This window comes from Pedobacter sp. (genome assembly GCF_965249885.1).
In the GTDB taxonomy this organism is placed as follows: domain Bacteria; phylum Bacteroidota; class Bacteroidia; order Sphingobacteriales; family Sphingobacteriaceae; genus Pedobacter.
Map to the genome: position 1 here is coordinate 790,118 of NZ_OZ252254.1, position 26,424 is coordinate 816,541.

Here is a 26,424-nt window from a genome sequence, read left to right on the forward strand (position 1 = left end):
TGTTTGTTCAAGTACGAACTTTTAAGGTGTTCGTTAACCTCTTTCTTGTAATGTTTTAACAATACCTGCAATTTTACCTCCACCTGATTGCAAAGCAGAAACAACGTTTTTAGCAGGAGATTGTAATAGACCAACGATTTCTCCGATAAGCTCTTCTCTTGATTTCAAGCTTACTAAAGCATCTAATTGGTTATCTCCAACGAAAATTGCTGTATCTACGTACGCAGCTTTCAACTGAGGTTTATCTTCGCCTTTACCTTTTCTTAGAGATTTGATCAGCTTAGCTGGACCGTTACCTACTTTAGAAAATAATAAAGCTGATTGACCTTTTAAAGCAGTGAAGATGTCAGATGAATCACCTTCCAATCCTTCGATTGCTTTTTTGATCAAGGTATTTTTAGCAACCTTCATTTCGATACCACTTTCGAAACATTTACGACGGATGCTATTTACTTTTTCAACAGATAAGCCTGAGGTATCAGCAATGTAAAAATTGCCATACTCTTGCATTTTTTCCTGTAGTGCTAAAACTACTTCTTGTTTTTCTTCTCTGTTCATAATTAGATCCCCGCTACTGATTTAGTTTCTACCGAAATACCAGGACTCATTGTAGATGACACGTGAATGCTCTTGAAATAAGTTCCTTTAGCCGCAGAAGGTTTTAATTTAGAAAGCGTTTGAAGTACTTCTAACGCATTTTCGTATATTTTCTCTGGTGAGAATGATACTTTACCAATTGAAGCGTGGATAATACCAGTTTTGTCAACTTTGAAATCGATCTTACCACCTTTTACATCAGTTACAGCTTTACCAACTTCGTTAGTTACTGTACCTGATTTAGGGTTTGGCATTAAGTTACGTGGACCTAAAACACGGCCCAACTTACCTACTTTTGCCATACACGCAGGCGTAGTGATGATAATGTCAACATCTGTCCAACCACCTTCAATTTTAGCAACATACTCGTCTAAACCTACGAAATCTGCTCCAGCCGCTTTAGCCTCTTCTTCCTTATCAGGAGTACAAAGTACTAAAACGCGAACAGTTTTACCGGTACCGTGAGGTAAAGTAGCGATACCACGTACCATTTGATTTGCTTTACGAGGATCTACCCCTAAAGCTACATCAATATCAACTGATGCATCAAATTTAGTAGTCGTGATTTCCTTTACCAAAGCAGATGCTTCTTTTAAAGAATACGATTTACCGGCTTCTAGTTTAGCGTGTGCTATTTTTTGATTTTTTGTTAACTTAGCCACTAGTGTAAACTGTTAATGTTAAATAATTAGTTAAAAGGCGCATCACCTGAAACAGTGATACCCATGCTACGTGCTGTACCAGCAACCATACTCATTGCTGATTCGATAGTAAATGCATTTAAATCAGGCATTTTATCTTCAGCAATTGCCTTAACTTGATCCCAAGTCACCGATCCAACTTTTTTACGGTTAGGCTCAGCAGAACCACTCTGTAATTTAGTAGCATCCAATAATTGAATAGCAACTGGAGGGGTTTTGATGATGAAATCGAAAGACTTGTCAGCATATACAGTAATTACAACTGGTAATACTTTACCTGGCTTATCTTGGGTACGAGCATTGAATTGCTTACAAAACTCCATGATATTCACACCTTTAGCACCTAAAGCAGGTCCTACTGGTGGCGATGGGTTTGCAGCTCCACCTTTGATCTGTAATTTGATCAGTGCACTGACTTCTTTTGCCATTTTTTGTTTTTGTTTAATTAAAACTCAATGTTAAATTTTGGAAGCAATGTAACATTTAGATTTCCTTCGGTATGCATTAAATGCAAAAAGGACTGCAAAGATATAAATTAACTTCCAGTATCACAATAGTTTTTAAGAAAAATTTTGTGATATGAAGTTTGTAATGCTTAGACAGTCGGTAAATAAAAAAACGGCAATTTTCTAACAAAATTGCCGTTCCTCATTAATCAGTCCCACAGATATCATCCATGAACCAGAACGTTATAATTTAGATGTTGTGAACCCTGAAACCTAATCAATTAAATATTAGAAGTTAAAATTAACGCGTCCAAAAATATATCTTCCGTTAAAGCCCATTTGTTGAACTCGTCGAGAATACACAAATCTTCCTGATGACATATTTCCCGAATGAGTATGCACATCCTGATAAACATCAAACAAGTTATTGGCACCTACAGCCAAATTAAACTGTTTTGTTAATTGATAGTTTACAGTTACATCTGTTACTACTTTCGGCGAAAAAGTTTGATCCAGAGTTTCCAAAGCACCACCGTTAAACGCATTGGCTACAAAATTTGCGGAGCTGTTAATAGTTGGATCTAAATAAACCACCTCACCAAAACGTACCGCTCTCAACATTGCGCCGAACTTATTTATTTTGTAGTTAATCGTTCCTGTAATTTTACTTTTTGGACTTGCAACCTCAATACGGCTTTCATCCTCACGGTTAAAATAATTACCTAACTGTCCGCTATTAATTAATGTTTGAGAAGCTTTGATTGCCGGTTTTCCATCAGCGCCTTTCTTAACTTCGTTATCTATAAAAGCTCCGGCAACCGTAAACTTTAGGCTGTGTTTACCAAAGCTCGTCCCGTAAGAAGCAACCGCTTCTAAACCTTTGGATCTCGTGTCGATAGCATTAGTAAAAAAATTTGCTGTATTAGCACCAACTGCGTTCAATTGAGCAGCTAAGTTGATATCGGTACCCGCAGTAAAATTGTTAGTGAGGATAATTCTGTCTTTAATATCAATTTGATAAGCATCAACCGTTAACTCGAACTTCCCTAATTGTGCAGTTGCTCCTAAACTATAATTGGTTGAAGTCTCAGGCTTTAAAGTGGGTATACCTAGAATTTTCGCCGCCTGACTATCATTTGGCAAGGTGGCACTCTCAATCGGTGTTTGAACACCACCTACAGTTACAAACAATGTATTGGTTTTTGAATAATGGCTTTGCTGCAATGACGGAGCCCTAAAACCAGTACTAATCGCTCCACGAACTGCTATTTTTTCCGTCAATTTATATCTAGAAGCAAATTTGAAATTAACGGGAGTTTGGCTGAAGTTCGAATACTTCTCTAAACGTACTGCTCCTGAAACAACCCACGCTTTAGTAAAATCGAGTTCGGCATCAGCGTAAAAAGCATAACTATTTCTTGAAAAGTTACCTGCATCCTTTGGAAAAAAACCAGCGAAAACCTGTGAACCTAGTGCCACGCCGATTGCCTGTGTATTAAAGTTCTTCCATGATGCTTCCTCCCCAGCTCTTGTTCCAAAATTATCGACTTTAAACTCCGCTCCGAAAGCTAGGTTCAAGCCACTAAACACATTTTCATATTTACGACTTAAATCTAAATTTGATGTATTTTGAGCAAATGAATTTCCTCCGGCATCAAACTTACGCTGAAAGGCTGAAGTACCAATTGCTTGTGTGTAATTCACCGAGTTATCCACTCCGTAATCAAAAATGTTCTTGCCATACACATTACTTAAATCGTAGTGCCAGTTAGTAAAAACTTTGCCTCTAACTCCAGCTGCAAAGGAGATGTCGGTTACATCCGAATTAATTTCAGGTAAAAAGCCATTTGGATATACTTTGAAAACATTATCACGAACTGCTGTATTCGGCAAACCAGTTGCAGCAACAGCCGCGGCATTTAAAAGAGGCACGCCATTTGGATATCTATAAAAACCGGCGGCATTTCCCTTTTTGTTATTCCATCCACCAAAAGCGTAAAGTTCCAAGTTATCGTTTACTGGATATGCGGCATTCAATACTATACCGCCACCTTTAACTTTAGAGTTTCCAATACGCATGTCAAAATCATCGCGTGTAAGTCCTTTACTTGCAATTACCTGATCATCAGTTTGTCCAACTACTGTAGGAAATACTTGTCCAGTATAGGTACCGGTACGATTGGTCTCTCCTCTAGACACATATTCACCAGTAATGTTCATGAAGCCTCTTCCTGCTATCTTCGTACCATAATTTAGTCCAAATTGAGCAGTTAGGCCGTCCTGCACACTAACACTCTTACTTTTTGCATTGGAAAAATTTACTGCATAGTTCTTGTCGTAAGTGGTCATATACTCACCCGTAGACGCATTGCCGCTCAAGCCTTCTTTGGTCTTTAACACAATGTTAATAACACCAGCTATGGCGTCAGAGCCATATTGTGCAGCGGCACCGTCTCTTAAAATTTCAATTTTTTCAACCGCTGTAGCAGGAATAGCATTCATATCCGTTCCAACTGTACCGCGATTTACTGTTCCATTGACGTTCACTAATGCAGACTGATGTCTACGTTTACCATTCACCAAAACCAGTACCTGATCAGGTCCTAAACCTCGTAACTGTGCTGGGTCAACGTGGTCGGTACCATCCGAAATAGCTTGACGCGAAGACTGAAAAGACGGCGCTACAAACGTAAGGATTTGATTAATATCAACCTGTCCTACATTATTCGTCACTTGAGATAATGGTATCAAGTCAACTGGCACTGGTGTATCAATTTTAGAGCGCCCACCGCTACGGGTACCTGTAACGATAATTTCCGTTAAGGCGCCAACAGTTTCCTTTAAAGTGAAGTTTAAAGTTGCTCCGCCAGCGGTAACCGTTACCGACTGTGTTTGCGACTCGAAGCCCACAAAGCTGGTTTTAACATTAAACTGACCGGTTCCTGAATTTAGTGAATAGTTACCGTTAGCATCTGTGGCAACACTTTTATTTGAGCCTGCCAACGAGACTACTACTCCTGGCAAACCAACGCCAGTATGGTCTGACACTTTGCCTTTAATACTTTGAGCAAAAGCACTTGCACCTACATAAAGGTGCAGAATTAAGAATAGAAATTTTCTCATAATTGTTGTTTATCATTAGGTTTCAGAATTAATGGACAACAAGTTACGGCTTTTCTACACTCGACACCAAAAAGTACGCCCAAGGGTTGTACGATTTTTCTATTTTCTTATAAATATAAAAAAAGCGGCCAAATAAAATCTGACCGCTTTCAATATTTTTATGAAACTTTTATATATAGTTATTCTTTTTCTACCTGCATGTAGTTAAGCTCAAGAGGCGTTTTACGTCCAAAGATCTTAACCATCACTTTAAGTTTTTTCTTCTCTTCGTTTACTTCTTCGATGATACCGCTAAAGCCGTTAAATGGCCCATCCATTACCTTAACATTCTCTCCTACAAAGTAAGAAACACTCATAGTTTCACTTTGCTGGCTCATCTCATCTACCTTACCTAAAATACGATTAACCTCGGCTTGTCTCATTGGTATCGGATTACCAGCCTTATCTCCTAAAAACCCAATAACGCTGTTTATACCTTTGATAACATGTTCTAACTCTCCATCTAAAGCAGCTTCCATCAACACATATCCAGGATAGTAGTTACGTTCCTTTGCGATTTTCTTACCATCTTTCATCTGATAGTATTTCTCGGTAGGAATTAATACTTGGGGAACTAGATGAGATACACCCAGGCGACTAATTTCCGCATCGATGTACTGTTTTACCTTCTTCTCTTTACCACTTACCGCTCTAACAACGTACCATTTTAGCTGATCGTTCATCTAATAATCTAATTTTTAAAGTGAATTGTAAAAAGTTTCAAGAATGAAATTAGCACCTTTATCCATCGCTAAAATCACCAAGGAAATGATGGCAGAAGCAACCAAAACCAGCACAGCAGAGTTCTGCAACTCTCCCCATGTAGGCCAAGTTACCTTTTGGGTCATTTCTTCGTACGACTCTTTTATAAATTGAACTAGCTTAGCCATATTTTTAATGATTGAATGAAGAAATGAGTGAATGAGTGAATGAAAATTTTCTCGAAAATAATGCTTCGTATTTAATCATTCAATAACTCAATCATTTTTATCATTTGAGTAATTGGCACGGGAACAAGGATTCGAACCCTGATCAAAGGTTTTGGAGACCTCTATTCTACCATTGAACTATTCCCGTGGATGAAATTAGCTAATCGGCATATAAGCCAATTAGCTAATTTTTACATTATAGCTATAATTAAGCTAAAATTTCAGTTACCTGACCAGCACCTACTGTTCTACCACCTTCACGGATAGCGAAACGTAGACCTTTTTCCATTGCGATAGCGTTGATCAACTTTACAGTGATGGTAACGTTATCACCTGGCATTACCATTTCAGTACCTTCAGCTAGTGAAATTTCACCAGTTACGTCTGTAGTACGGAAATAGAACTGAGGACGGTATTTGTTGAAGAATGGAGTGTGACGACCACCTTCTGCTTTTGACAATACATAAACCTCTGCTTTGAAATCAGTGTGAGGAGTTACTGAACCTGGTTTACAGATTACCATACCACGACGGATATCAGTTTTCTCAATACCACGTAACAATAAACCTACGTTATCACCAGCTTCACCGTAATCTAAGATTTTACGGAACATCTCAACACCAGTTACTGTAGATTTTAAGTTCTCAGCACCCATACCTAAGATTTCAACTGGATCACCAGAGTTGATTACACCACGCTCAATACGACCAGTAGCAACAGTACCACGACCAGTAATTGAGAATACGTCTTCAACAGGCATCAAGAAAGGAAGATCTGTCAAACGTGGAGGGATTGGAATGTAGTTATCTACAGCTTCCATCAACTCAAGGATTTTACCAACCCACTTAGCATCACCATTCAAACCACCTAGTGCAGAACCTTGGATTACAGGGATATCATCACCAGGGAATTCATAGAATGATAATAATTCACGAACTTCCATTTCAACAAGCTCTAATAACTCAGGGTCATCAACCATGTCAACTTTGTTCATGAACACTACTAATGCAGGTACACCTACTTGACGAGCCAAAAGAATGTGCTCACGAGTTTGAGGCATAGGACCATCAGTTGCAGCTACTACGATGATAGCACCGTCCATTTGAGCAGCACCAGTAACCATGTTTTTCACATAATCCGCGTGACCTGGACAGTCAACGTGTGCATAGTGACGGTTAGCAGTTGAGTACTCAACGTGAGCAGTATTGATAGTGATACCTCTTTCTTTTTCCTCTGGAGCAGAGTCAATTGAATCGAATGAACGTGCCTCAGATAAACCAGCATCAGCCAATACTTTAGTAATTGCTGCTGTTAAGGTTGTTTTACCGTGGTCAACGTGACCGATTGTACCGATGTTTAAGTGCGGCTTACTGCGGTCAAACTTTTCTTTTGCCATTTTTTTATACTTATTAGTAGGTTAAAATTTTTTAATTTATTATTGTTTTGATACAATTTCAATACAAAAAACCTTGTTCTTTCTGTGTTAACAGACTAAACAAAGTTATTTAGTTGTTTTGAGCCAAAGATGGGACTTGAACCCACGACCTCTTCCTTACCAAGGAAGTGCTCTACCGCTGAGCTACTTCGGCTTTTACCTTTAGCTCATTTATCCATCCGTTCATCTGTTCATTAGGCTACTAGTGAACCATTGAACAAATCCCCAATGAACTTCTAGGAGCGGAAGACGAGGTTCGAACTCGCGACCTATAGCTTGGAAGGCTATCGCTCTACCAACTGAGCTACTTCCGCTTTCGATTTACGACCGAAAGATTTACGAATTAAGACCTAAACCTAACATCGTCAATCTACAATCTAAAATCAATGGTGGGGAGAGAAGGATTCGAACCTTCGAAGTCTTGCGACAACAGAGTTACAGTCTGTCCCATTTGGCCACTCTGGTATCTCCCCCCTTTTACTTCAAAACACAAAGCTTTAAAATAAAAAGAGCCTCCTATCGGAATCGAACCAATGACCTACTGATTACAAGTCAGTTGCTCTACCAGCTGAGCTAAGGAGGCTTTTTATCTTTTTGATAAATGTGGCGCAAATATATAAATTTTTATCTTTTTGCACACATTAATCAATATTTTTTGTTTTTTTTCTAACTCTTCACAGAACGACCATTTGAATGGATTAGCTAACCCGTTTCCGAAATGGAATGCAAATATACACACTAAAATCTCACTTCAAAATAAAATTTCAAAAAACAATACTTCTTTTTTGCGTTTATAGCTGATTTAAAACTTATCAAGCTTATAATCAGCTGATTTAATATTTATATATCTTAGGCTATTGACGCCATTATAAAGAAATATTAAAAACTTAAAGTATCGTGTTTTGCAGCGATCAGACAAAAAGGATAATATGTTTACAATGTACAATTCCTTAAAACAAAAAAATTGGCGAGTTTACACCCGCCAATCCAATATTATTGAAATAAAAATTAATCTAATAATCTGCTACTTCACCATTTGCCAAAATAGTTTTATGCTCACTTAACTTTGCTCTCGTTTTATCTTTATGCTTAGTGATTTGTTTCCTTAGTGATTCAATAGCTAAATCGGTAGCTTCTTCAAAGGACTTACATTGTTCTTTAGCAAACAGTGTTCCTCCAGGCACAATCAATTTGATTTCGCTTATTTTGTTGGCCTCATCCTCTACATTCTCTAACTTCAAATACACTTCGCCACTTATGATCTGATCAAAAAATTGATCCAACTTATCTACTTTTTTCTGAATAAAGTCCAACAGCTTCTTGTCTGCATTAAAATGGATAGACTGCACTCTGATTTTCATTTTTCCTCCTTTTTTACGCCCTTGGATGGGCTTGTTTATAAATGGATTTTAATCTTTCAATTGAGCTATGCGTGTAAACCTGCGTTGCGGCCAAACTGGCGTGCCCCAACAGCTCTTTTATCGCATTTAAATCGGCGCCTCTGTTTAACAAACTACTAGCAAAAGAATGCCGTAATACATGCGGGCTTTTCTTTTCTTTTGTCGATATTTCGTTTAGACAGCTCGTTACTACCCTATAAATTAATTTAGGATAGGCCTGCTCGCCTTTATTTGTAACGATTAGATAAGGGCTTTTGTTGTCGAAATTTTGCAAAGTTTTCAACGAAATGAACTCCTCTATCTCCTTTAGTAAGGTTTGATGCAATGGGATGATACGTTCTTTACTCCTCTTGCCTAGCACTTTAACTACACTTTCGTAAGAACTCACATCCTTATCTTTTAGATTAATCAGCTCTGCTAAACGCATTCCCGTGCCGAATAAAACCTCAATGATCAACTTATTTCTTTTACCTGAGAAAGAATCGTCGAATAGCTCGTCGCTATCTAGGAGCTGATCCATTTTTACTTCTTCAATAAAAACAGGCAATCGCTTTGGTGTTTTTAGTGCTTTCACCAAACTCGCGGGATTAGTTTCGATGATGCCTTCACGCTGCAAAAACTTGTAATAACTCTTTAAGCAAGATAGTTTTCGGTTTACCGCAGCTTCCGTTAAATGATGCTGCAATAAATGGACTAAAAAGTTTTTAATGTTTGTTGTCTTTACGTGCGACAAGTTTGTAACTTGTTCGTCTACCAAAAACTCTTCAAATTGCGCCAAATCTTTTTGATAAGAAGTTAACGTATGCGGCGAGTAACGTTTTTCATGCTTCAAATATGTCAGAAAATCGTTGGTAGACATTTACATTTAGCTGATTAGGTGGTTGAGTGAATTTAGGAAAAAAGTTTAGCTAAACAAGTTTTTTTTAACAAAAAAAACGCCCCCAATTTCTTGGAGGCACGTATATCAATGATATCCAGCAGAATAAACTATAAAGTTCCTTCTTGTTGTAAACCTTGGATATATCTTGCTTTCTTAACTTCGGTACGACGAGTTACAGATTTTTTCTCGTATGCTTGACGGCTACGTAGTTCTCTCAATACACCAGTTTTTTCGAATTTCTTCTTGAAACGTTTTAACGCTTTGTCTAACGATTCACCATCTTTAATATTAATAATAATCATAACGTTGAAAATACCTCCTCTCGTGTTTTTAAACCAGCTTGCGCTTGGGGCTGCAAATGTAGCCAATTATTTGAAAAACAGAAAGTTTTTTATCTTTTTATTTTAATGAACCGCAAAAGTAAACGAACGCACAACATTCTTGATTAGCATGACGGGCTATGGTTAAGCTTTTACGCTAAATTATTTCATAATTTCTCGGGCAATTACAATTTTTTGAATCTCCGATGTACCTTCGCCAATAGTGCACAGTTTGGCATCCCTGTAAAACTTCTCTACAGGGAAATCCTTTGTATAACCGTAGCCTCCAAAAATTTGAACCGCTTCGGTTGCGCATCTTACAGCAACCTCTGAGGCGTAGTATTTTGCCATTGCAGATTCCTTACTTACTGGTTGATGGCGATTTTTCAAATCAGCTGCTTGGCGAATTAACAATTCCGCTGCTTCGATTTCAGTAGCCATATCAGCCAGTTTAAAACTAATCCCTTGAAAATTAGCTATCGGTTGTCCAAACTGCTCTCGCTCTTGAGCGTACGCCAAGGCCGCTTCATAAGCACCTTTTGCAATACCTAAACTTAGCGCTGCGATAGAGATACGGCCACCATCCAAAATTTTCATCGCCTGTTTAAAACCATCGCCTTCTGCACCCAATAAGTTTTCCTTGGGTACTCGGCAATTGTCAAAAATCATTTCAGTGGTTTCAGAAGCACGCATTCCTAATTTATTTTCTTTTTTACCTGCACTAAAACCAGCCGTACCCCGCTCCACAACAATTGCAGATATTCCTTTTGAGCTGCCAGCTTCCCCTGTGCGCACCATTACCACAGCCACATCACCCGATTTGCCATGGGTTATCCAGTTTTTAGCGCCGTTAATCACATAATGATCGCCATCAAGCACAGCCGTTGTACGCATACGCAAAGCATCTGAGCCGGTATTAGCTTCTGTTAATCCCCATGCGCCTATCCATTCTGCCGAAGCTAATTTAGGTAACCATTTAGCTTTTTGCTCTTCATTTCCGAAGGCCAAAATATGCCCTGTACAAAGTGAGTTATGAGCGGCGACAGATAAGCCGATAGAACCACATACCTTCGCTATTTCCACAATTACATCTACATATTCATGATAGCCAAAGCCCGAACCGCCATAGGCCTCAGGCACCAACACGCCCATTAAGCCTATTTGACCTAATTCCTTAAACAACGGCACTGGGAAATGCTGTGCCTCGTCCCATTCCATTAACTGCTTACGGATATTTTTCTCTGCAAAATCACGCACCATATTTTTGATCATGGTGCTGTTTTCGGCTTCGTTAAAATTGATTCCTGTTTGTGTCATATTTCCCTTAAAAAGAAAAAACTGCTTAAATACTTGGGCTCGAAGCTTGATGCACTTAAACAGTTTAGTAAGATTTATATTTGGTTGACGACAATATTAAGCAAATTATATTACACTTTCAAAGCAATTTGACTGTTTTTCTAAGCGAACGAATTGGTAAACAGTTCAATTATTGGGCGCAGTGCTTTAAAAGCTTCATATCACAGATGAAAAATTATTTGAATCTATATGCACAAACCTACCCTAATAACTTGCCAATGCAAATATTTTATCGGCATAAGTTGATAATCGATGCTTCCCATTTAGAAAATCAAGATTGATTAAAAAAGAATAAGCTGCAACTGATGCTCCCAATTTATGCACCAGATTAGAAGCAGCTACAACAGTACCTCCGGTTGCCAATAAATCATCATGAATGAGTACTCGCTGACCCGACTCAAAGGCATCCTCATGTACCTCCAAAGTAGCGGAACCATATTCCAAATCATAAGACTGTTGTATGGTTTTGTATGGCAATTTACCTGCTTTCCGAATAGGTACGAAGGGCACATTAAGTTGTTGCGCCAATGCCAAGCCAAACAAAAACCCCCGACTTTCAATTCCAGCTACAGCATCTATCTTCAGCTCTGTTAACTGTTCGGCAAGTGCAGCTGTGATTTCTTTGCACAGTTCTGCATTCTTTAATATTGGAGTGATGTCTTTAAAAATAATTCCAGGCTTTGGAAAATTGGGTACGTCACGAATGATTTGCTTGATTTTATCGGATAGCATTTTACAGTTTTAAGTTGATTTAAATTACTAATGTAATTGAAATCAAAAATAATGAATTAAATGGCTTTAGAAAGTCGGTTAGTATCTAAAGTCCAAGTACGGCGCTATCTTATCTATAGTTTCTGGTTTTAGAATCAACACCTTCCCTAAATCAGATAAGTTTTTATATGCACCGTGCTGTTTCCGATACTGAACAATTGCATTCATCTGCTTAAATGTGAGGTACGGATGCCGTTTCAAATCATCAAATTCAACGGAATTTATAGGTATTTTTTTAATCGCTTCAGGATCTATTTTTATTTGGTCTTTAATTTCAATGAATTTGGCTGTATCTACACCGAAAACTTCTAACAATTGCTCCTTCGCGTAAAAACCACCCAAACGCTCACGATATTTGACTATTCTTCTGGCAAAAGCCGCTCCTACTCCTTTAATCTCATCCAACATTAATGTATCTGCTGTGTTGACATCAACCATAACCGGGGCCTTTTTGGCATAAGTAAACAGCGATTTATTTTCTTGTTTGGCTAGTTGTGGTATGTTTACATATGGCAGCAACTCTTGATATTTTTTAGGGGAGATAGTATACATTTTTTGCAGATCTTCTGGCTTATAAAAGTGTCCTCCCTTTTTTACATAGTTCACTATAGACATTGCTTGTTTTAGTGAAAGACCAAACCGTTGCCATTCTTCAGCAGTAATGGTGTTAGGGTTGAAAGTATGATAACTTGGTTGAACTTTTGTAGTGGAAACGCCTTCTTCTGAAATATCGTTATAAGCGCTATAATTTTTTCTGGCGTACCTGTCTACAATTATTAACTTTTGGATGGCCAGCCTTTCATTATTGGTCAATCTTTCAAATGATAAGACGTAATTTCTGTAGACACTTGGCGTAACCGCTAATATCAACACTAATACTAGCAGCATTAAAAGTCCGTTATACTCGCGTTTGCTAAAACCGAAGTTGTTGATGAACCAATTTTTCATAGAATAGATAGATACTATAAATATAAATCTTAATTTTGAATTTGCTTTACACTTTTTGATATGAAGATTATTACCACCAAGGAATTTGCACAAGCCACAAAAATTGATAAGCTAGGCGTACCCGGTTTGGCAGCCCTGTTAATGGAAGTGATGAAACTTAACGACATTAACAAGGTATTTTCCATGAACCAGCATTTTGAAGGACTAGAATTTGTAGACAAAATTCTGGAAACTATCGGGGTATCTATCGATTTTGATGAAGATGACTTGAAACACATTCCTAAAACTGGAGGTTTCATTGCAATCGCCAACCATCCTTATGGCGGTGTAGAGGGTTTGGCATTAGTGAAATTGCTATGTACCGTTAGACCAGAAGCCAAGGTGATGGTTAACTTCATTTTGAAAAAAATACCTAACCTAAGTGAGTTTTTCGTTGCGGTTAACCCTTTTGAAAATGTACAGCATTCATCAAGTATCAGTGGCCTTAAAACTACGTTTGATCTTTTACAGAGTGGTATCCCTATAGGTATTTTCCCTGCGGGCGAGGTATCTACTTTCAACTTGGAAAAACAAGAAATAACTGACAGATTGTGGCATCCTGTAGTAGGCAAATTGGTAGCGAAAGCTAAACTTCCGATAGTACCTATTTATTTTCATGGCAATAATGGAGTGTTGTTTAACATCTTAAGCTTCATACATCCAACCTTACGCACCGCTAAGCTACCTTCAGAATTTTTGAATAAGCAAGGGCTGAAAATTAAGGTGCGTATAGGCAAGCCAATCAAAATTGAAGACATTAACTATAATAAAGACACTAACAAACTGCTTGACTTTTTAAGAGCACGAACTTATGCCTTAGGTACGAGTATTGAACAAGAACGAAAACTTTTCAACCCCATTAATCTTTTTAAGATCAAGAAAAAACCAGCTGAAATAGTAGAGGAAACCTCGAAAGAGCTTATGGCGCAAGAAGTTGCTGGCTTGGAAGATTTCAGAGTTTGGGAAGAAAAAAATTATGAAGTATTTATTGTTCCCACTTCTTCTATCCCTAATATTTTAAGAGAAATTGGTCGTTTACGTGAGATTACTTTTAGACAGGTTGGAGAAGGAACAAACAAAAAAATCGATCTTGATAATTACGATATTTACTACAACCACCTTTTTATATGGGACAAAGAAGCCCAAATGATTGTTGGAGCTTACCGTATTGGAAAGGGTGACGAAATTTTAAATACGATGGGCAAGAGAGGTTTTTACATCTCTGAACTGTTCAAAATAAAGGAACCTTTTTATCCAGTGCTACGCCAAGGTATTGAGCTAGGTCGTTCGTGGATACGCAAAGAGTACCAACAAAAACCTTTGCCTTTATTTTTACTTTGGAAAGGAATTTTAAAGTATCTGATGCTGAATCCTCAATATCGCTACATGTTTGGACCGGTAAGTATTAGCAACAGTTTTTCAAAGTTTAGCAAATCGCTGATTGTGGATTTTATCACCAAAAACCATTTTGATTATGAGTTAGCGCACTACGTTAAACCGAGAAACAAATTTAAAGCCGACCTTACTCCTATTGATACCGACTTATTGATTGAGCAAAGTGAAAGCTTGAAAGATTTGGACAGTTTAATTGGTGACATTGAGAACAACCACATTAAAATTCCAGTGTTGCTAAGACAGTATATGAATTTGAATGCGAAAATCATTTGTTTCAATATCGACCCTAAGTTTTCTGACTGCTTAGATGGTTTCTTAGTGGTAGATACGCATAAAATCCCGGCAGATATTTTAGAGAAAATTGGGAAGAACTTGTAGTCGGTTTTCAGTTCACAGTATTCGGTTCACAGTTTTCAGCTAGTAGACAATTTTCAGTGTCGATTCTTCAATAGTTTTAAAGTATTGGTAAAAAAGCAAAAGCCTCGACATCCATCGGGGCTTTTTGCATCAACTAACCTAAACTTTATGATAAATACTAACCAAATATTTACACTACAAATGTAGCGCAGCTATGTTAAGTCGATGTAAAACCTAGGTTATTTTATATTTCCTTAACAAGAAAATGAGTCTAACCTAAATTTTCGACTTTTTCCCATCAAAAGCTTGCAATTTTATGTTAACATTTCTTAAATTTAATGTTAAGCCAATATTAACAGATGTATCGCTTCAAGAAATACAGCTTGTACTGCCTATCATTTTTGATGATCAATTTATGCGTCGTCATGATCGCAAAGGCACAACTGTATAGTATTGAATTTTATGAAAGCACATTTAATTTTAGTACAGACAACTCCTTACAGCAAAATTTCAATAAGTCGCTAAATGCTAGCAACGTAAAGCAATTTTATCAGCAACTTAATAATTCAGACAAAGCAGCAGCGCTTATCGCGTCCTTAAAAACATATCAAACGGAACATCAGCTGAATGATTGGCTTTATTACCAACTGGTGCGTAAAGTTGCTGAACAACTGAGTCCGAAAGCAAAAAATTATCACAGCTATACCTTATATAAATGGTTCTTGATGTGCAAATCAGGGTACGATGCGAGAATTGCCATTGGCGATGATCAAATTATATTCTACGTTCAGTGTGAAGAGGACATCTCGGACATCCCTTATTTTATGCTTGCGGAGAAAAAATACATGTGCCTGAACTATCACGATTATCAAAAGTTGTTTAAGCAAGTCGACACTTATATTCCGGTTGACATTAACATAGTAGAAGCGAAAAAATCTTTCAGTTATAAAGTGACTAAGATGCCGGATTTTAAGCCAGAAGCCTATCAGGAAAAACAAGTAGCCTTCAATTACAAACATAAGTCTTACCACTTTAATTTAAAGGTTACAGATGAAGTTTCCCAAATCTTTGCAAACTATCCTATTGTAGATTTTGAAACCTATTTCAATATTCCTTTGAGCAAGGCTACTTATCAATCATTAATTCCAATATTGAAAGATAACCTCAAAGGTATGGCAGCCAAGAAAGGCGTAGATTACTTGATGCAGTTTACACGATATGCCTTTTTGTACGAAGATGATGAACGGTTAATGGGTAAAGAAAAACGCTTTTCGCCTGAACAAACTTTGTTGAATAACCAAAGTGATTGCGATGATAGAGCTGCTTTGTTTTTTTACTTAGTGAAGGAAATTTATGATTTACCGATGATTGCCCTGCTGTATCCAACGCATATCACCATGGCTGTTGCTTTTGATAAGCCGGTTGGCGATGGAATTTTATACAATGGTAAGGTTTACTCGGTTTGCGAACCCACTCCACAAAAAAAGAAATTGAAAATTGGCGAGTTGGCCGACCATCTGAAACAACAAAAATATGAGGTGGTTTATGCTTATCAGCCAATGAAGAATAAGATATGATAAAAATCAAAGGCCCCAGAAGTTAATCTAGAGCCTTTGATTTTTTATTTTAAATCTGAAATTACTTTACTGCACCTGGAGTAGTGTAAGGTAATGATTGAGGATCAAAATGAGCCCAACCTGCTGCCCAGTTATCAGCGCCGAAAGCACCTCTATAAGCTACGTTGGTAAAACCTGTAGCAACTTTTGAGTTTGTGAATGAAGCTCCCGTAGCTGCCGCCGAACCTGCTACTAATGTAAAGTTAGGAGTTCCAACTCTTGTACCCGAAGCTAAATCTGCTGAGTATTTGTAAGGATCAGTAAAAATAGCTGAAGCTAAAGCAGCTGGATCAAATGTATTTGCTGCTAAAGTACCAGTTAATAAAGCAGTTATTGCAGTTAAAGCAGTAGCGTTAGAAGCTTTAATTTGATTTCCTTTGCTATTACTATTGTAGATTAAGTTATTAGCAACCACAATTGCACCCGAAGTTAAATTAGGTGAAGTTGCTACCGAAGTTGTCGCGTTAGGTAACGCATCATCAATAAACACACCTTCAGTATAACCAACAATTACCGAGTTAAACAAGCTCATTGCAGAGTTACGACGGATTTGTGCACCGTGTTGGAAATTAGCGTTGATACTTGAAGATCCTGAACCTACTGGACCTAAAATCGTCATGTTTGAAAATACAGCTGATGTTTGCGGTGTTGCTGTAGTACCCGCAGAGTTGTTATCAGATTCGAAACCGTTAGAACCAGATACGTCGGCAGTGTTAGCTAAGCGTTGAGCTAAACCAAACTGAACCTTACCTGAGAAACCATTATCAGTATCAAAATCATCATCCCAACTATCAATAGCTAACAAATGTGAACAGTTAACCGAACCGCCGAACCATTCGAAAGCATCGTCACCAGAGCGGTAAACCTCAACGTAGTCGATAGTAGTACCTGAACCAACTGATCCAAAAGTTAAACCGTTGATTTCATTATCAGGACTTAAAGCGATACCAGCATACTCAATACGTACATATTTCATTGTACCAGAGTTATCTGTGTTATCATTACCACCATGTTTACCTTTATCAGTCGCATCAGAAATACCTTCGATAGCTACCGAAGTACCGATGTTATTTTGTGCTTTACCTAATAAAATCACACCGCCCCAGTCGCCTTCTTTACGGGCACCAGCAGCAATGCTTGAAGTAAATACAATTGGTTTCTCCACCGTACCTACAGCCATAATTTTAGCACCTCTAGTGATAATTAATGCACCTTTAGTAGCTTTATCGCCCTTAATAATGGTACCTGGCTGAATAGTTAGTGTAGCATTATTGGTAACGAAAATGTTTCCTTTTAACAAATATATTTTATCTGCTGACCAGGTAGTATTTGCAGTTACATCTCCAGAAACCTCAACAGTGTTTGCTGGCGTTGTTGGATTTAAATCCTCGTCAACAGTGTTTTTAGAACAACTTGCCAAGAAAACTAGTACGCTAAGAGCGTAAAGCAATAAATGTTTTTTCATCTTTATTTTTTTGTTTTTTACTTACCACAAAGGTGTAATACGGATATAATTTGGCTATTAAAAAAGCTTTAACTTATTGTTAAAAATCACCTACTTACAGTTACAATTATTTAACATTAAAAAGTGTAAGAGAACGACAGTCCGTAATTGCTGCCTGGCTTGAAGCTGCTGATTGTTTCATCGCCATTTGCTGTATCATACTTTTTGTTGCGATTGTTATCGTAGTATTGTGTGATACGGTTATTTAAGATATCGCCTGCATTGAATTTCAATTCACCTCTGTTTTTAATTACTTTCAACGCTAATTGCAAGTCGACAACATTTCGTGGTGCTTCCCAAACCGAAGGAAACAATGCGCCGGACGCAACATTAAGCTTTCTACCTACTCTATTATACAACGCATTGAAACTTAATTTATCTCCCAAGAAACTATGTTGCAAACCAGCATTAATGATATAAGGTGCTTGTCCAACCATAGGTCGTTTCGTATCAATTAAATTCAAGCCAGTATTTAAGGTTTCTACATTAGACTTGATGAAAGAAAGGTTGGTGTAGAAAGTGGTTCTTTTAAAGAAATCTGTTTCTGAAATAAAGTCTAATGTTTTACGAAATTCAAATTCCACACCATAAACATTCACATTATCTGAATTGATAAATGAAATAATTCTAGAAGAGCCTCCATCGGCATTAAACGACTCAATGGCATTATGGAATTTTTTGTAAAAAGCCGATGCAGAAATTATTTGTCCTGCCTGTGGATAAAACTCAAAGCGAATATCAGCATTATCAATTTTTGCTTCCTTTAAATTCGGATTACCTTGTTGCAACGCCAATAGTTCATAGTCGTAAATAGCAGCAGATGACAACTCACGGAATTCTGGCCTTGCTAAAGTACGGTAATATGACGCTCTTAAATTTATTTTTGGCGTCAAGCTGTATGTATAATTTACTGAAGGCAAAATATCAACATAGTTATCATCCACCGAAGTACGCGGCGACGGAACTTTAGAATCTAAAACTACATTGAATTGCTCTACCCTAACACCCCAAACCAACCTAGATTCTTTACCGATCTTATTATCTAACATTGCATATCCAGCGTTGGTAAAGGAGTGCGCTAAATAACTATCTGCATCATCAGAAATATCTTCCAAAAAGTAAGCTCCACTATTAATGGCATCTCTTCCATAAATCGTACTTAATGGGCGTCTGTTAATTTCATCTGCATTGGGTGAACTATTATTCGCTTTGAAACCGATGAACCTCGCATCGAAAGTACGGTTGCGATAAATTGAGCTTAAACCCGCTTTAAAAGTAGATGTTTGACTGAACATTTTAACAGGCAGCGTATAATTTAACCCTCCACTAAAGTTGTCTTCGTTTAATTTAGAAAACAATCGTGAGTTTTCTTTGCTTACAGTCCCTGTACTTCCTACAAAAACGTAATCGGCAGTACCAGCATCAGAAGGGTTTCTTTGGTAAGAGATCTTCTTTTGATCCGGCTGGTCATTAACAATATTGGCATAACTTACCGACCAATTGATTTTAGAATTATTCTCACCCAATGGATGCGTACCTTCAAGCGTAGACTTGAATAAACTTTTTTGCATCAAATCAAATGCATAAAATCTGATATCACGATTTCTATCGATATTAAAACCACTTCTACTAAGGAATAGATCATCGTAATTTCTATTGTAAATATTTTTAAACGTGATCTTACTTTTACCATAGCTGTAAGCGAAATTTGCTAAGGCACCTACACTAGTTGAAAACTTATAAATGTCATCATGATAGTCGAAATCTTTATAATCGCGAATTACATCTTGCTGTATGTTTTGTGCGTTTCTATAAGTTAAAGAAAATAAAGCGCCTAGTTTATTACCGCTATCTTTTAAATTTTTAACCCTGCCTAAAGTAAACTGATAATTTTGAGTTGGTAATGCCGTATTGTTGTATATTTTCCAATCAGACGACAAGCTTTTCATTGCCGAAATACCCTGCTCATTAGTTAAGTTACCGCTAATAATTTTATTACGTGACGGAAAATTGGCAGGCAACGCCTTATCGCCATTATCGAAACCCAGATAGTCTGTTGCGTTTCTAACTCCGGTATTAAAATCTTTAAACGTTGATGCTGTATTGTAACCAGCACCAATACCAAAGGAAACAAAATTATTATCTGGAATGTCCTTGGTAATGATTTGTATTGAACCTCCCGTAAAATCTGCAGGCAAATCTGGCGTAGCTGTTTTGCTAACCATTAGGTTATCTACTAAGTTTGACGGAACAATATCGAAAGAAAACGCCTTACGGTTAGGCTCTGTACTAGGCAATGAAGCGCCGTCCAAGGTGGCATTATTATATCGGTCACTTAACCCTCTAATTACAACAAACTTGTTGTCTTGAATTGTAGCACCACTTACTCTTTTTAATACATCAGAAGTATTTCTATCTGGAGATTTTTTGATCGACTCTGACGATACACCATCAGAAATTACCGCACTATTTTTTTGACGTGCATATAGCGCATTTACTGATTCCTGCTTATAACTTCCTGTAATTACTACCTGATTTAGGGTTTGCGAAGAGGCTTCTTCCATCACCACATTTAGCGTAGTCACAGCACCTGCTTTAACCTCAACATCGGTGATTTTTTTTGTGGCGTAACTTACGTAAGAAATTTCGATGACGTGCTTACCTGGCGTAAGTCCTGGCAATACATATTTACCATCCACATCAGTACCTACACCTTTTGTAGTACCGGCAATCCGCACCGATACACCGATTAATGTTTCGCCAGTCTTTTTATCGGTTACAGTTCCTGCGATTTTACCAGTTCCCTGAGCGAAAACAAATACACTTCCTAATACGAAGATGAAAGTTAGTAGTGCTTTTTTTAGAGTTAATTGTGATTTCAATTTGCCTTATTTTTAATTAGGGCAAAACTATTACCACAATGTTAGCTTGATGTTAGCTTGAAATTACCATTTGTTTACCCGCAGGTTAACAAATTGTTAAAGCGTGTATAAACGGCTTTTAAATTAATATTTTAAGCCGATTTTTTTACAGATAAAGTGTAATAACCAAATTGGGCCAATTAACAAAAACTTAACATCTTCTAAAAATGAAGGTTTTTTCCCTTCTATTTTATGGCCAATGAACTGACCAACCCAAGCAAGTACAAAGATGCTTAAGAAGATCATCCAAGCTGCCGGACCATCATGATATTTTTCCCACATCTCTAGCTGCACAATACAATAACTCATCCCTGCAACTACCCAAACCATGATAAAGAACAAAGTTGGAGATAAGGTAAAATAGTAGTAAAGTGCAAATGCCAATAAAAACGACGCCCAATTAAAGTAGCTTTGATACTGCCCTAAAAATGACAACTGAGGAAATGGAATTAACCAAACTAAACCCAGCAAACTGAAAACGATTAACGGCACACAAATCCAATGAATCAATTTATTAGTTCCATTTTGATGGCTTTCTGCATATTTATCAAACAAGATATCTACAGGCTTTCTTTCTGGGGTTTTAACTGTTTTGCTCATAGCTGGCTATTTGGTTTGTAAAAATAAGAAAAGCGATAGAAATTCTATCGCTTTTTAGTCTTAGTATTATTTGAAATCATCATTGTGAGGCACCAAGCAATCTTAAACTTCCTGTCATTCCGACGTTAGGAGAAATCTACTAGCTTAATGCGACCTAATTACAGATTCTTCGCTATGCTCAGAATGACAAATAACATTATTTCGCAAATGCTACTGAGCGGGTTTCTCTAATTACGGTAACCTTAATTTGGCCTGGATAGGTCATCTCAGTTTGGATACGGTTAGAGATATCAGCAGCTAGTAACTCCGCCTGTTGGTCAGTCACTCTTTCGCTTTCTACCACTACACGTAGTTCTCTACCTGCCTGTATAGCAAAAGTTTTCTCTACACCAGGGTATGACATCGCTAACTCTTCCAACTCTTTCAAGCGCTTGATATAGCTTTCTACCACTTCCCTACGAGCACCTGGACGAGCTCCTGAAATAGAGTCGCAAGCTTGAACAATTGGTGCAATTAACGAAGTCATTTCAATTTCATCATGGTGGGCACCTATCGCATTGCAAACATCAGGATGTTCTTTATATTTTTCGGCCAACTGCATACCCAAAATAGCGTGTGGCAATTCTGGATTATCATCAGGCACTTTACCGATATCGTGTAACAAGCCGGCACGTTTAGCCAGTTTTGCATTTAAGCCCAATTCTGCAGCCATAGTAGCGCAGAAGTTTGCTACCTCACGGGAGTGGTGCAATAAGTTTTGTCCATAAGATGAACGGTAACGCATACGGCCTACCATTCTGATCAATTCTGGATGCAAGCCGTGAATTCCTAAATCGATCACCGTACGCTCGCCAATCTCGATGATTTCGTCTTCGATCTGCTTTTTGGTTTTCGCTACGATTTCCTCAATACGTGCTGGGTGAATACGACCATCGGTTACTAAACGGTGTAGCGCTAAACGGGCAATTTCTCTTCTTACAGGATCAAAGCCAGATAAAATAATTGCTTCAGGTGTATCATCAACAATAATTTCGATGCCAGTTGCAGCTTCTAAAGCACGAATGTTACGGCCTTCCCTACCAATTACACGACCTTTAATTTCGTCGTTATCAATGTGAAAAATAGAAACCGAGTTTTCAATGGCAGCTTCGGCAGCTGTGCGTTGAATGGTTTGGATCACTACTTTCTTAGCTTCTTTGCTTGCAGTTAGCTTAGCTTCATCCACAATATCTTTCACTTGCATCAACGCCTGCGAACGAGCTTCTGATTTCATGTTTTCCACTAATTGTGCTTTTGCTTCTTCGGCACTTAAGCCCGCAATAGTCTCCAACTGCTTTACATGTTGGTTTTTAAGCACTTCAACCTCTTCTTGCTTTTTAACAGCTAAAGCGGTTTGCTTTTCTAAATTGTCTTTATGTTTATCTAACTCCTGCTCTTTTCTATTTGCGTTCTCTAGTTTAGCATTTAACGACTGCTCTTTTTGTTTAATGCTATTTTCGCGTTGAGCTACTTCGCTATTTCTTGTTTGAACTTGTTGTTCGTGCTCCGCTTTAAGCTGTAAAAATTTCTCTTTGGCTTCTAGTAGCTTATTCTTTTTTAGAATTTCCGCATTATTTTCAGCATCCTTTAAAATCTTCTTTGCTTTTGCTTGAGCCGCTATTTCCTGTTGTTTTAACAGGTTTCGCAGCAGGTATCTGCCAATTACTATACCAACTACTAAGCTGGCAAGTACGCATCCTACTATTCCTAGTATCTCCATTGTTTGTTGTATAAAAAAACCGTAACTAAATCTTTATGCGTCATGTGTGTTGCCACAATCCATTAACTGAAACATAAAAATTTAGCCACGGCCAAATTTATAGCTAGGTATACCTATCGTAACTGATGAGGTAATAAAGAACGTATTATTTTGCGAAAAATCCGTTTAACAAACTATCTAATTCTTCCACTTTATCGGCAACAGCTGTATCTTGATGTTGTACTTTATGCTCGGTTTTTAAAACCGCAGTAGCATAATGTAATACAGCCATCGATAACAAGTCCTGCTTATCTCTAACCGCATAATTTTCCTGATAGTCTTTTATACGCTCGTTGATAATTTTTGCCGCTCGTCTCACAATCTCCTCTTCTTCCATACTCACCTTTAGTGGGTAAATACGGTCGGCGATAGTTATTTTAATCGAGATTTCTCCCATTTTAGCTTTGTTTCAATTAATCCTGATTGCCTACTTTTTAAGCAATACCACACACTTATCAATTTCCCGCACAAATTCGTTAATTTTTTGCTTTATATCAAGTGTCTTTTCACTTGTTCCTTCAATACTCTTGGCTAGCTTGAGTACTCTAATCTTTTCATCTAACTCGCCCTGCGTAGCTTTCGCTTGTTCTAAGGCCAGTTTTTGCTGTTTATTTTCAGCTTGCAGCAACTGATTTTCTTCTTGCAAAGCATTACACAAATCGATTAAACGATTGGTTTTTTGAAGAATATGATTCAATTGTTCAGCTACTGCAGCCATTTTTTTTAACAGGTTATAAGTTTAAGGTTATAGGTTTTAAGTTTTTCAACCTTGATAACCTGGCACTTTTGACTTTTTACTTTAAACTTTTTTTATCTTATTTCTGCCTTTGCAGTCTGCGCTAAGTTAGCAATAATCTTTTGCATTATTGCATCTATCTGTTTGTCTGTTAGTGTCTGCTCTTCATCTTGCAAAGTAAAACTTAAGGCATATGATTTTTTACCTTCTGGCAATTTATCGCCCTGGTACACATCAAATACCTGTACATTTTTAACCAACTTCTTTTCAGTTTTAAATACCACTGACTTTAATTGCTCAAAGGTTACTGCTTGATCTATCAGCAAAGATAAATCTCTTCTTACGGAAGGATATTTAGGTACTTCTTTATTAATGATTTTGTTTTTCTTCAACGCATCCAATACAAAAGTCCAATCAAAATCCGCATAAAAGATATCTTGTTTGAGGCCTGCAGCTTTTTTATTAGCATTAGTTACCGCTCCAAAACTCACCAAAGTTTTATCGCCTCTAAAATACTTTAATCCATAAGCAAAACTCTCGTTGCTCAGCTCATCTGTTTGGAAACCCGCTAATCCCAGACGTTTCATAATGGCATCTACTGCCGATTTCAAATTATAAAACGTTGCCGGTGTTGATTGTTGATTCCATTGTTCACTTTGTTTAGCGCCACTTAGCAGCAATAGCAAACGCGGACGTTCCACATATTTGCCGTCAATGAAGTGATAGGTTTTGCCAAACTCATAAAACTTAATATCACTATTTTTTCTGTTGACATTATACGCTACACTCTCCAAAGCTGGCTGCAATAAACTTTGTCGCATTGCATTCAAATCAGAACTTAATGGATTCAAGATTTGTACCGCTTCGGCTTCGTTTTTTGAATTTGCCAAACTGGTTAACGAATTACACCAAATCTCTGTAAAACCATTTGCAGTAAGCATATCGGCTGTTAAATTTTGGATGTTCTCTTTGTTTGGTTTAACCGTATATGCTAAGGAAGCATTAACTTTCGAAGGAATTTCGATGTTATCGTATCCGTAAATACGTAAAACTTCTTCTGTGATATCGCATTCGCGGGTTACATCCACTTTATAGGCAGGCACTAGCAAATCTAATCCTGCTGCATCTTCTTTTGCAACTTCAATCCCTAAAGAAGTGATGATTTCTTTGATTTCAATTAATGGAATATTCTTACCAATTAAATCAACAATGTTTTGGTATTTAACTGATACGCTAAATGGATTTGCTTTAACTGGGTAAATATCTGATACCGCAGAAGAAATTTCTCCACCGGCTACCTCTTTAATCAACAAAGCGGCTCTTTGTAAGGCCAATACTGTAATTTCTGGATCAGTACCGCGTTCAAACCTGAAAGATGCATCGGTTTTTAAACCATGTCTTTTTGAAGTTTTACGTACCGAAACTGCATTGAAATAAGCACTTTCTAAAAATATATTGGTAGTTTGATCGGTTACGCCTGAACCAATGCCGCCGAAAACACCAGCAATACACAATGGTTTCTCTGCATCGCAAATCATCAAGTCTTCAGAAGAAAGCTTACGTTCTACTTCGTCTAAAGTAACGAAAGCCGTACCTTCAGCACATTTCTTAACAATGATTTTCTTACCTGCAATTTGATCGGCATCAAAAGCATGTAAAGGTTGTCCAAGCTCGTGCAATACATAGTTGGTCACATCAACCACGTTGTTAATTGGACGAACGCCAATTACTTTCAACTTATCTTTTAACCATTCTGGCGATGACTTCACGGTTACACCACTAATGCTCACACTGCTATAGCGTGGACAAGCATCTTTAGCTTCTACTTCTACCGTTATGTTCAGCTGTTCATTATCGGTTTTGAAAGCACTAACATCTGGCAAGTCATAGCTAGTACGCAAATAAGCAGCTAAATCTCTAGCTACACCTAAATGTGAGGCAGCATCAGCACGATTTGGAGTTAAACCAATTTCGAATAGATAATCATCATCAACGTTAAAGTATTTTTTTGCCTCTAAGCCAATAGGTGCATCTTCGGCCAACACCATAATACCAGCATGCGAATTACCCAAGCCAATTTCATCTTCAGCACAAATCATTCCTTCAGAAACTTCTCCCCTAATTTTAGATTTGTTGATCTTAAAAGGTTCGCCCTCGTTAGGATGTACCGTTGTACCAACCGTGGCTACTACTACTTTTTGACCAGCTGCCACATTTGGCGCACCGCAAACAATTTGCAACAGTTCAGGACCGCCAACATTTACTTTTGTTACGCTTAATCTGTCGGCATTTGGATGTTGAGTTCGCTCCTCTACAAAACCAATTACTAAGCCTTCTAATCCACCCGGAATAGTTTGCACCTTCTCCAAACTTTCTACTTCTAAACCAATATTGGTTAAAATCAACGAAAGTTCTTGCGGAGTTTTATCTGTTTTTAGTATTTGCTTCAGCCAGCTATATGATATTTTCATTTTGGGTATTGAGTAGGACGTATTGCGTATGGCGATAGTTTC

At 37.7% G+C, this 26,424-nt stretch carries 22 protein-coding genes and 5 tRNA genes; 2 read left to right on the top strand and 25 right to left on the bottom strand.

Annotated features, from left to right (window positions below):
* Positions 1-33: 33 nt before the first annotated feature.
* The 18 genes from rplJ to ACY2A0_RS03400 form a co-directional block, all read right to left on the bottom strand.
* The gene (gene rplJ, locus ACY2A0_RS03315) at positions 34-558 is read right to left on the bottom strand and encodes a 50S ribosomal protein L10 (protein ID WP_113638763.1); all 525 of its coding nucleotides are present in this window, start codon (positions 556-558) and stop codon (positions 34-36) included.
* Between the two features lie 2 nt (positions 559-560).
* Positions 561-1,259, bottom strand: a complete 699-nt coding sequence (gene rplA, locus ACY2A0_RS03320) for a 50S ribosomal protein L1 (RefSeq protein ID WP_461788187.1) — start codon at positions 1,257-1,259, stop codon at positions 561-563.
* A gap of 26 nt (positions 1,260-1,285) precedes the next feature.
* A complete protein-coding gene (gene rplK / locus ACY2A0_RS03325) occupies positions 1,286-1,726 on the bottom strand; it encodes a 50S ribosomal protein L11 (protein WP_113638761.1) in 441 nt (146 codons plus the stop codon).
* Between the two features lie 306 nt (positions 1,727-2,032).
* Positions 2,033-4,867: a TonB-dependent receptor gene (locus ACY2A0_RS03330; RefSeq protein WP_461788188.1), complete on the bottom strand. Its 2,835-nt coding sequence runs from the start codon at positions 4,865-4,867 to the stop codon at positions 2,033-2,035.
* 179 nt (positions 4,868-5,046) lie between these two features.
* A complete protein-coding gene (gene nusG / locus ACY2A0_RS03335; RefSeq protein ID WP_461788189.1) occupies positions 5,047-5,589 on the bottom strand; it encodes a transcription termination/antitermination protein NusG in 543 nt (180 codons plus the stop codon).
* Positions 5,590-5,604: 15 nt separating this feature from the next.
* Positions 5,605-5,796, bottom strand: coding sequence for a preprotein translocase subunit SecE (secE, locus tag ACY2A0_RS03340; protein WP_113638757.1), 192 nt, complete (start codon positions 5,794-5,796; stop codon positions 5,605-5,607).
* A 113-nt stretch (positions 5,797-5,909) separates the two neighbouring features.
* Positions 5,910-5,983 (bottom strand) — tRNA-Trp (locus ACY2A0_RS03345).
* 60 nt (positions 5,984-6,043) lie between these two features.
* Positions 6,044-7,231 (bottom strand): elongation factor Tu, encoded by a 1,188-nt coding sequence (gene tuf, locus ACY2A0_RS03350; RefSeq protein ID WP_113638756.1) that lies wholly within the window; start codon positions 7,229-7,231, stop codon positions 6,044-6,046.
* A 121-nt stretch (positions 7,232-7,352) separates the two neighbouring features.
* Positions 7,353-7,424: transfer RNA gene (locus ACY2A0_RS03355), tRNA-Thr, on the bottom strand.
* Positions 7,425-7,511: 87 nt separating this feature from the next.
* Positions 7,512-7,584 (bottom strand) — tRNA-Gly (locus ACY2A0_RS03360).
* Positions 7,585-7,657: 73 nt separating this feature from the next.
* Positions 7,658-7,743: transfer RNA gene (locus ACY2A0_RS03365), tRNA-Tyr, on the bottom strand.
* Between the two features lie 37 nt (positions 7,744-7,780).
* Positions 7,781-7,853 (bottom strand) — tRNA-Thr (locus ACY2A0_RS03370).
* Positions 7,854-8,283: 430 nt separating this feature from the next.
* Positions 8,284-8,631, bottom strand: coding sequence for a ribosome hibernation-promoting factor, HPF/YfiA family (gene hpf, locus ACY2A0_RS03375; RefSeq protein ID WP_461788190.1), 348 nt, complete (start codon positions 8,629-8,631; stop codon positions 8,284-8,286).
* A gap of 13 nt (positions 8,632-8,644) precedes the next feature.
* Positions 8,645-9,529, bottom strand: coding sequence for a tyrosine-type recombinase/integrase (locus ACY2A0_RS03380; RefSeq protein ID WP_461788191.1), 885 nt, complete (start codon positions 9,527-9,529; stop codon positions 8,645-8,647).
* A gap of 128 nt (positions 9,530-9,657) precedes the next feature.
* A complete protein-coding gene (gene rpsU / locus ACY2A0_RS03385) occupies positions 9,658-9,852 on the bottom strand; it encodes a 30S ribosomal protein S21 (RefSeq protein ID WP_461791028.1) in 195 nt (64 codons plus the stop codon).
* A gap of 180 nt (positions 9,853-10,032) precedes the next feature.
* Complete coding sequence (locus ACY2A0_RS03390; protein ID WP_461788192.1) at positions 10,033-11,187, bottom strand: acyl-CoA dehydrogenase family protein; 1,155 nt, start codon at positions 11,185-11,187, stop codon at positions 10,033-10,035.
* A gap of 243 nt (positions 11,188-11,430) precedes the next feature.
* Complete coding sequence (locus ACY2A0_RS03395) at positions 11,431-11,958, bottom strand: adenine phosphoribosyltransferase (RefSeq protein WP_461788193.1); 528 nt, start codon at positions 11,956-11,958, stop codon at positions 11,431-11,433.
* 78 nt (positions 11,959-12,036) lie between these two features.
* Entirely contained in the window at positions 12,037-12,945 is a 909-nt protein-coding gene (locus ACY2A0_RS03400; RefSeq protein ID WP_461788194.1) for a ComEA family DNA-binding protein, read from the bottom strand.
* A 60-nt stretch (positions 12,946-13,005) separates the two neighbouring features.
* On the opposite strand from ACY2A0_RS03400, the gene ACY2A0_RS03405 reads away from it, so the two are divergent.
* The gene (locus tag ACY2A0_RS03405; RefSeq protein ID WP_461788195.1) at positions 13,006-14,757 is read left to right on the top strand and encodes a lysophospholipid acyltransferase family protein; all 1,752 of its coding nucleotides are present in this window, start codon (positions 13,006-13,008) and stop codon (positions 14,755-14,757) included.
* A gap of 404 nt (positions 14,758-15,161) precedes the next feature.
* On the top strand, positions 15,162-16,313 hold the full coding sequence (locus ACY2A0_RS03410) for a hypothetical protein (RefSeq protein ID WP_461788196.1): 1,152 nt from the start codon (positions 15,162-15,164) through the stop codon (positions 16,311-16,313).
* 61 nt (positions 16,314-16,374) lie between these two features.
* On the opposite strand, the gene ACY2A0_RS03415 is transcribed toward ACY2A0_RS03410, so the two are convergent.
* The 7 genes from ACY2A0_RS03415 to pheT form a co-directional block, all read right to left on the bottom strand.
* Positions 16,375-17,817 carry a hypothetical protein gene (locus tag ACY2A0_RS03415; RefSeq protein ID WP_461788197.1) on the bottom strand — a complete coding sequence of 481 codons (1,443 nt, stop codon included), beginning with the start codon at positions 17,815-17,817 and terminating at the stop codon, positions 16,375-16,377.
* Positions 17,818-17,933: 116 nt separating this feature from the next.
* Positions 17,934-20,738 carry a TonB-dependent receptor gene (locus tag ACY2A0_RS03420; RefSeq protein WP_461788198.1) on the bottom strand — a complete coding sequence of 935 codons (2,805 nt, stop codon included), beginning with the start codon at positions 20,736-20,738 and terminating at the stop codon, positions 17,934-17,936.
* Between the two features lie 123 nt (positions 20,739-20,861).
* Positions 20,862-21,377: an Mpo1 family 2-hydroxy fatty acid dioxygenase gene (locus ACY2A0_RS03425; RefSeq protein ID WP_461788199.1), complete on the bottom strand. Its 516-nt coding sequence runs from the start codon at positions 21,375-21,377 to the stop codon at positions 20,862-20,864.
* A 196-nt stretch (positions 21,378-21,573) separates the two neighbouring features.
* Complete coding sequence (gene rny / locus ACY2A0_RS03430) at positions 21,574-23,136, bottom strand: ribonuclease Y (protein WP_461788200.1); 1,563 nt, start codon at positions 23,134-23,136, stop codon at positions 21,574-21,576.
* 145 nt (positions 23,137-23,281) lie between these two features.
* Positions 23,282-23,572: a cell division protein ZapA gene (locus ACY2A0_RS03435; RefSeq protein WP_461788201.1), complete on the bottom strand. Its 291-nt coding sequence runs from the start codon at positions 23,570-23,572 to the stop codon at positions 23,282-23,284.
* A gap of 30 nt (positions 23,573-23,602) precedes the next feature.
* Positions 23,603-23,893, bottom strand: a complete 291-nt coding sequence (locus ACY2A0_RS03440) for a hypothetical protein (RefSeq protein WP_461788202.1) — start codon at positions 23,891-23,893, stop codon at positions 23,603-23,605.
* Positions 23,894-23,985: 92 nt separating this feature from the next.
* Positions 23,986-26,382: a phenylalanine--tRNA ligase subunit beta gene (pheT, locus tag ACY2A0_RS03445; RefSeq protein ID WP_461788203.1), complete on the bottom strand. Its 2,397-nt coding sequence runs from the start codon at positions 26,380-26,382 to the stop codon at positions 23,986-23,988.
* Between the last annotated feature and the right edge of the window lie 42 nt (positions 26,383-26,424).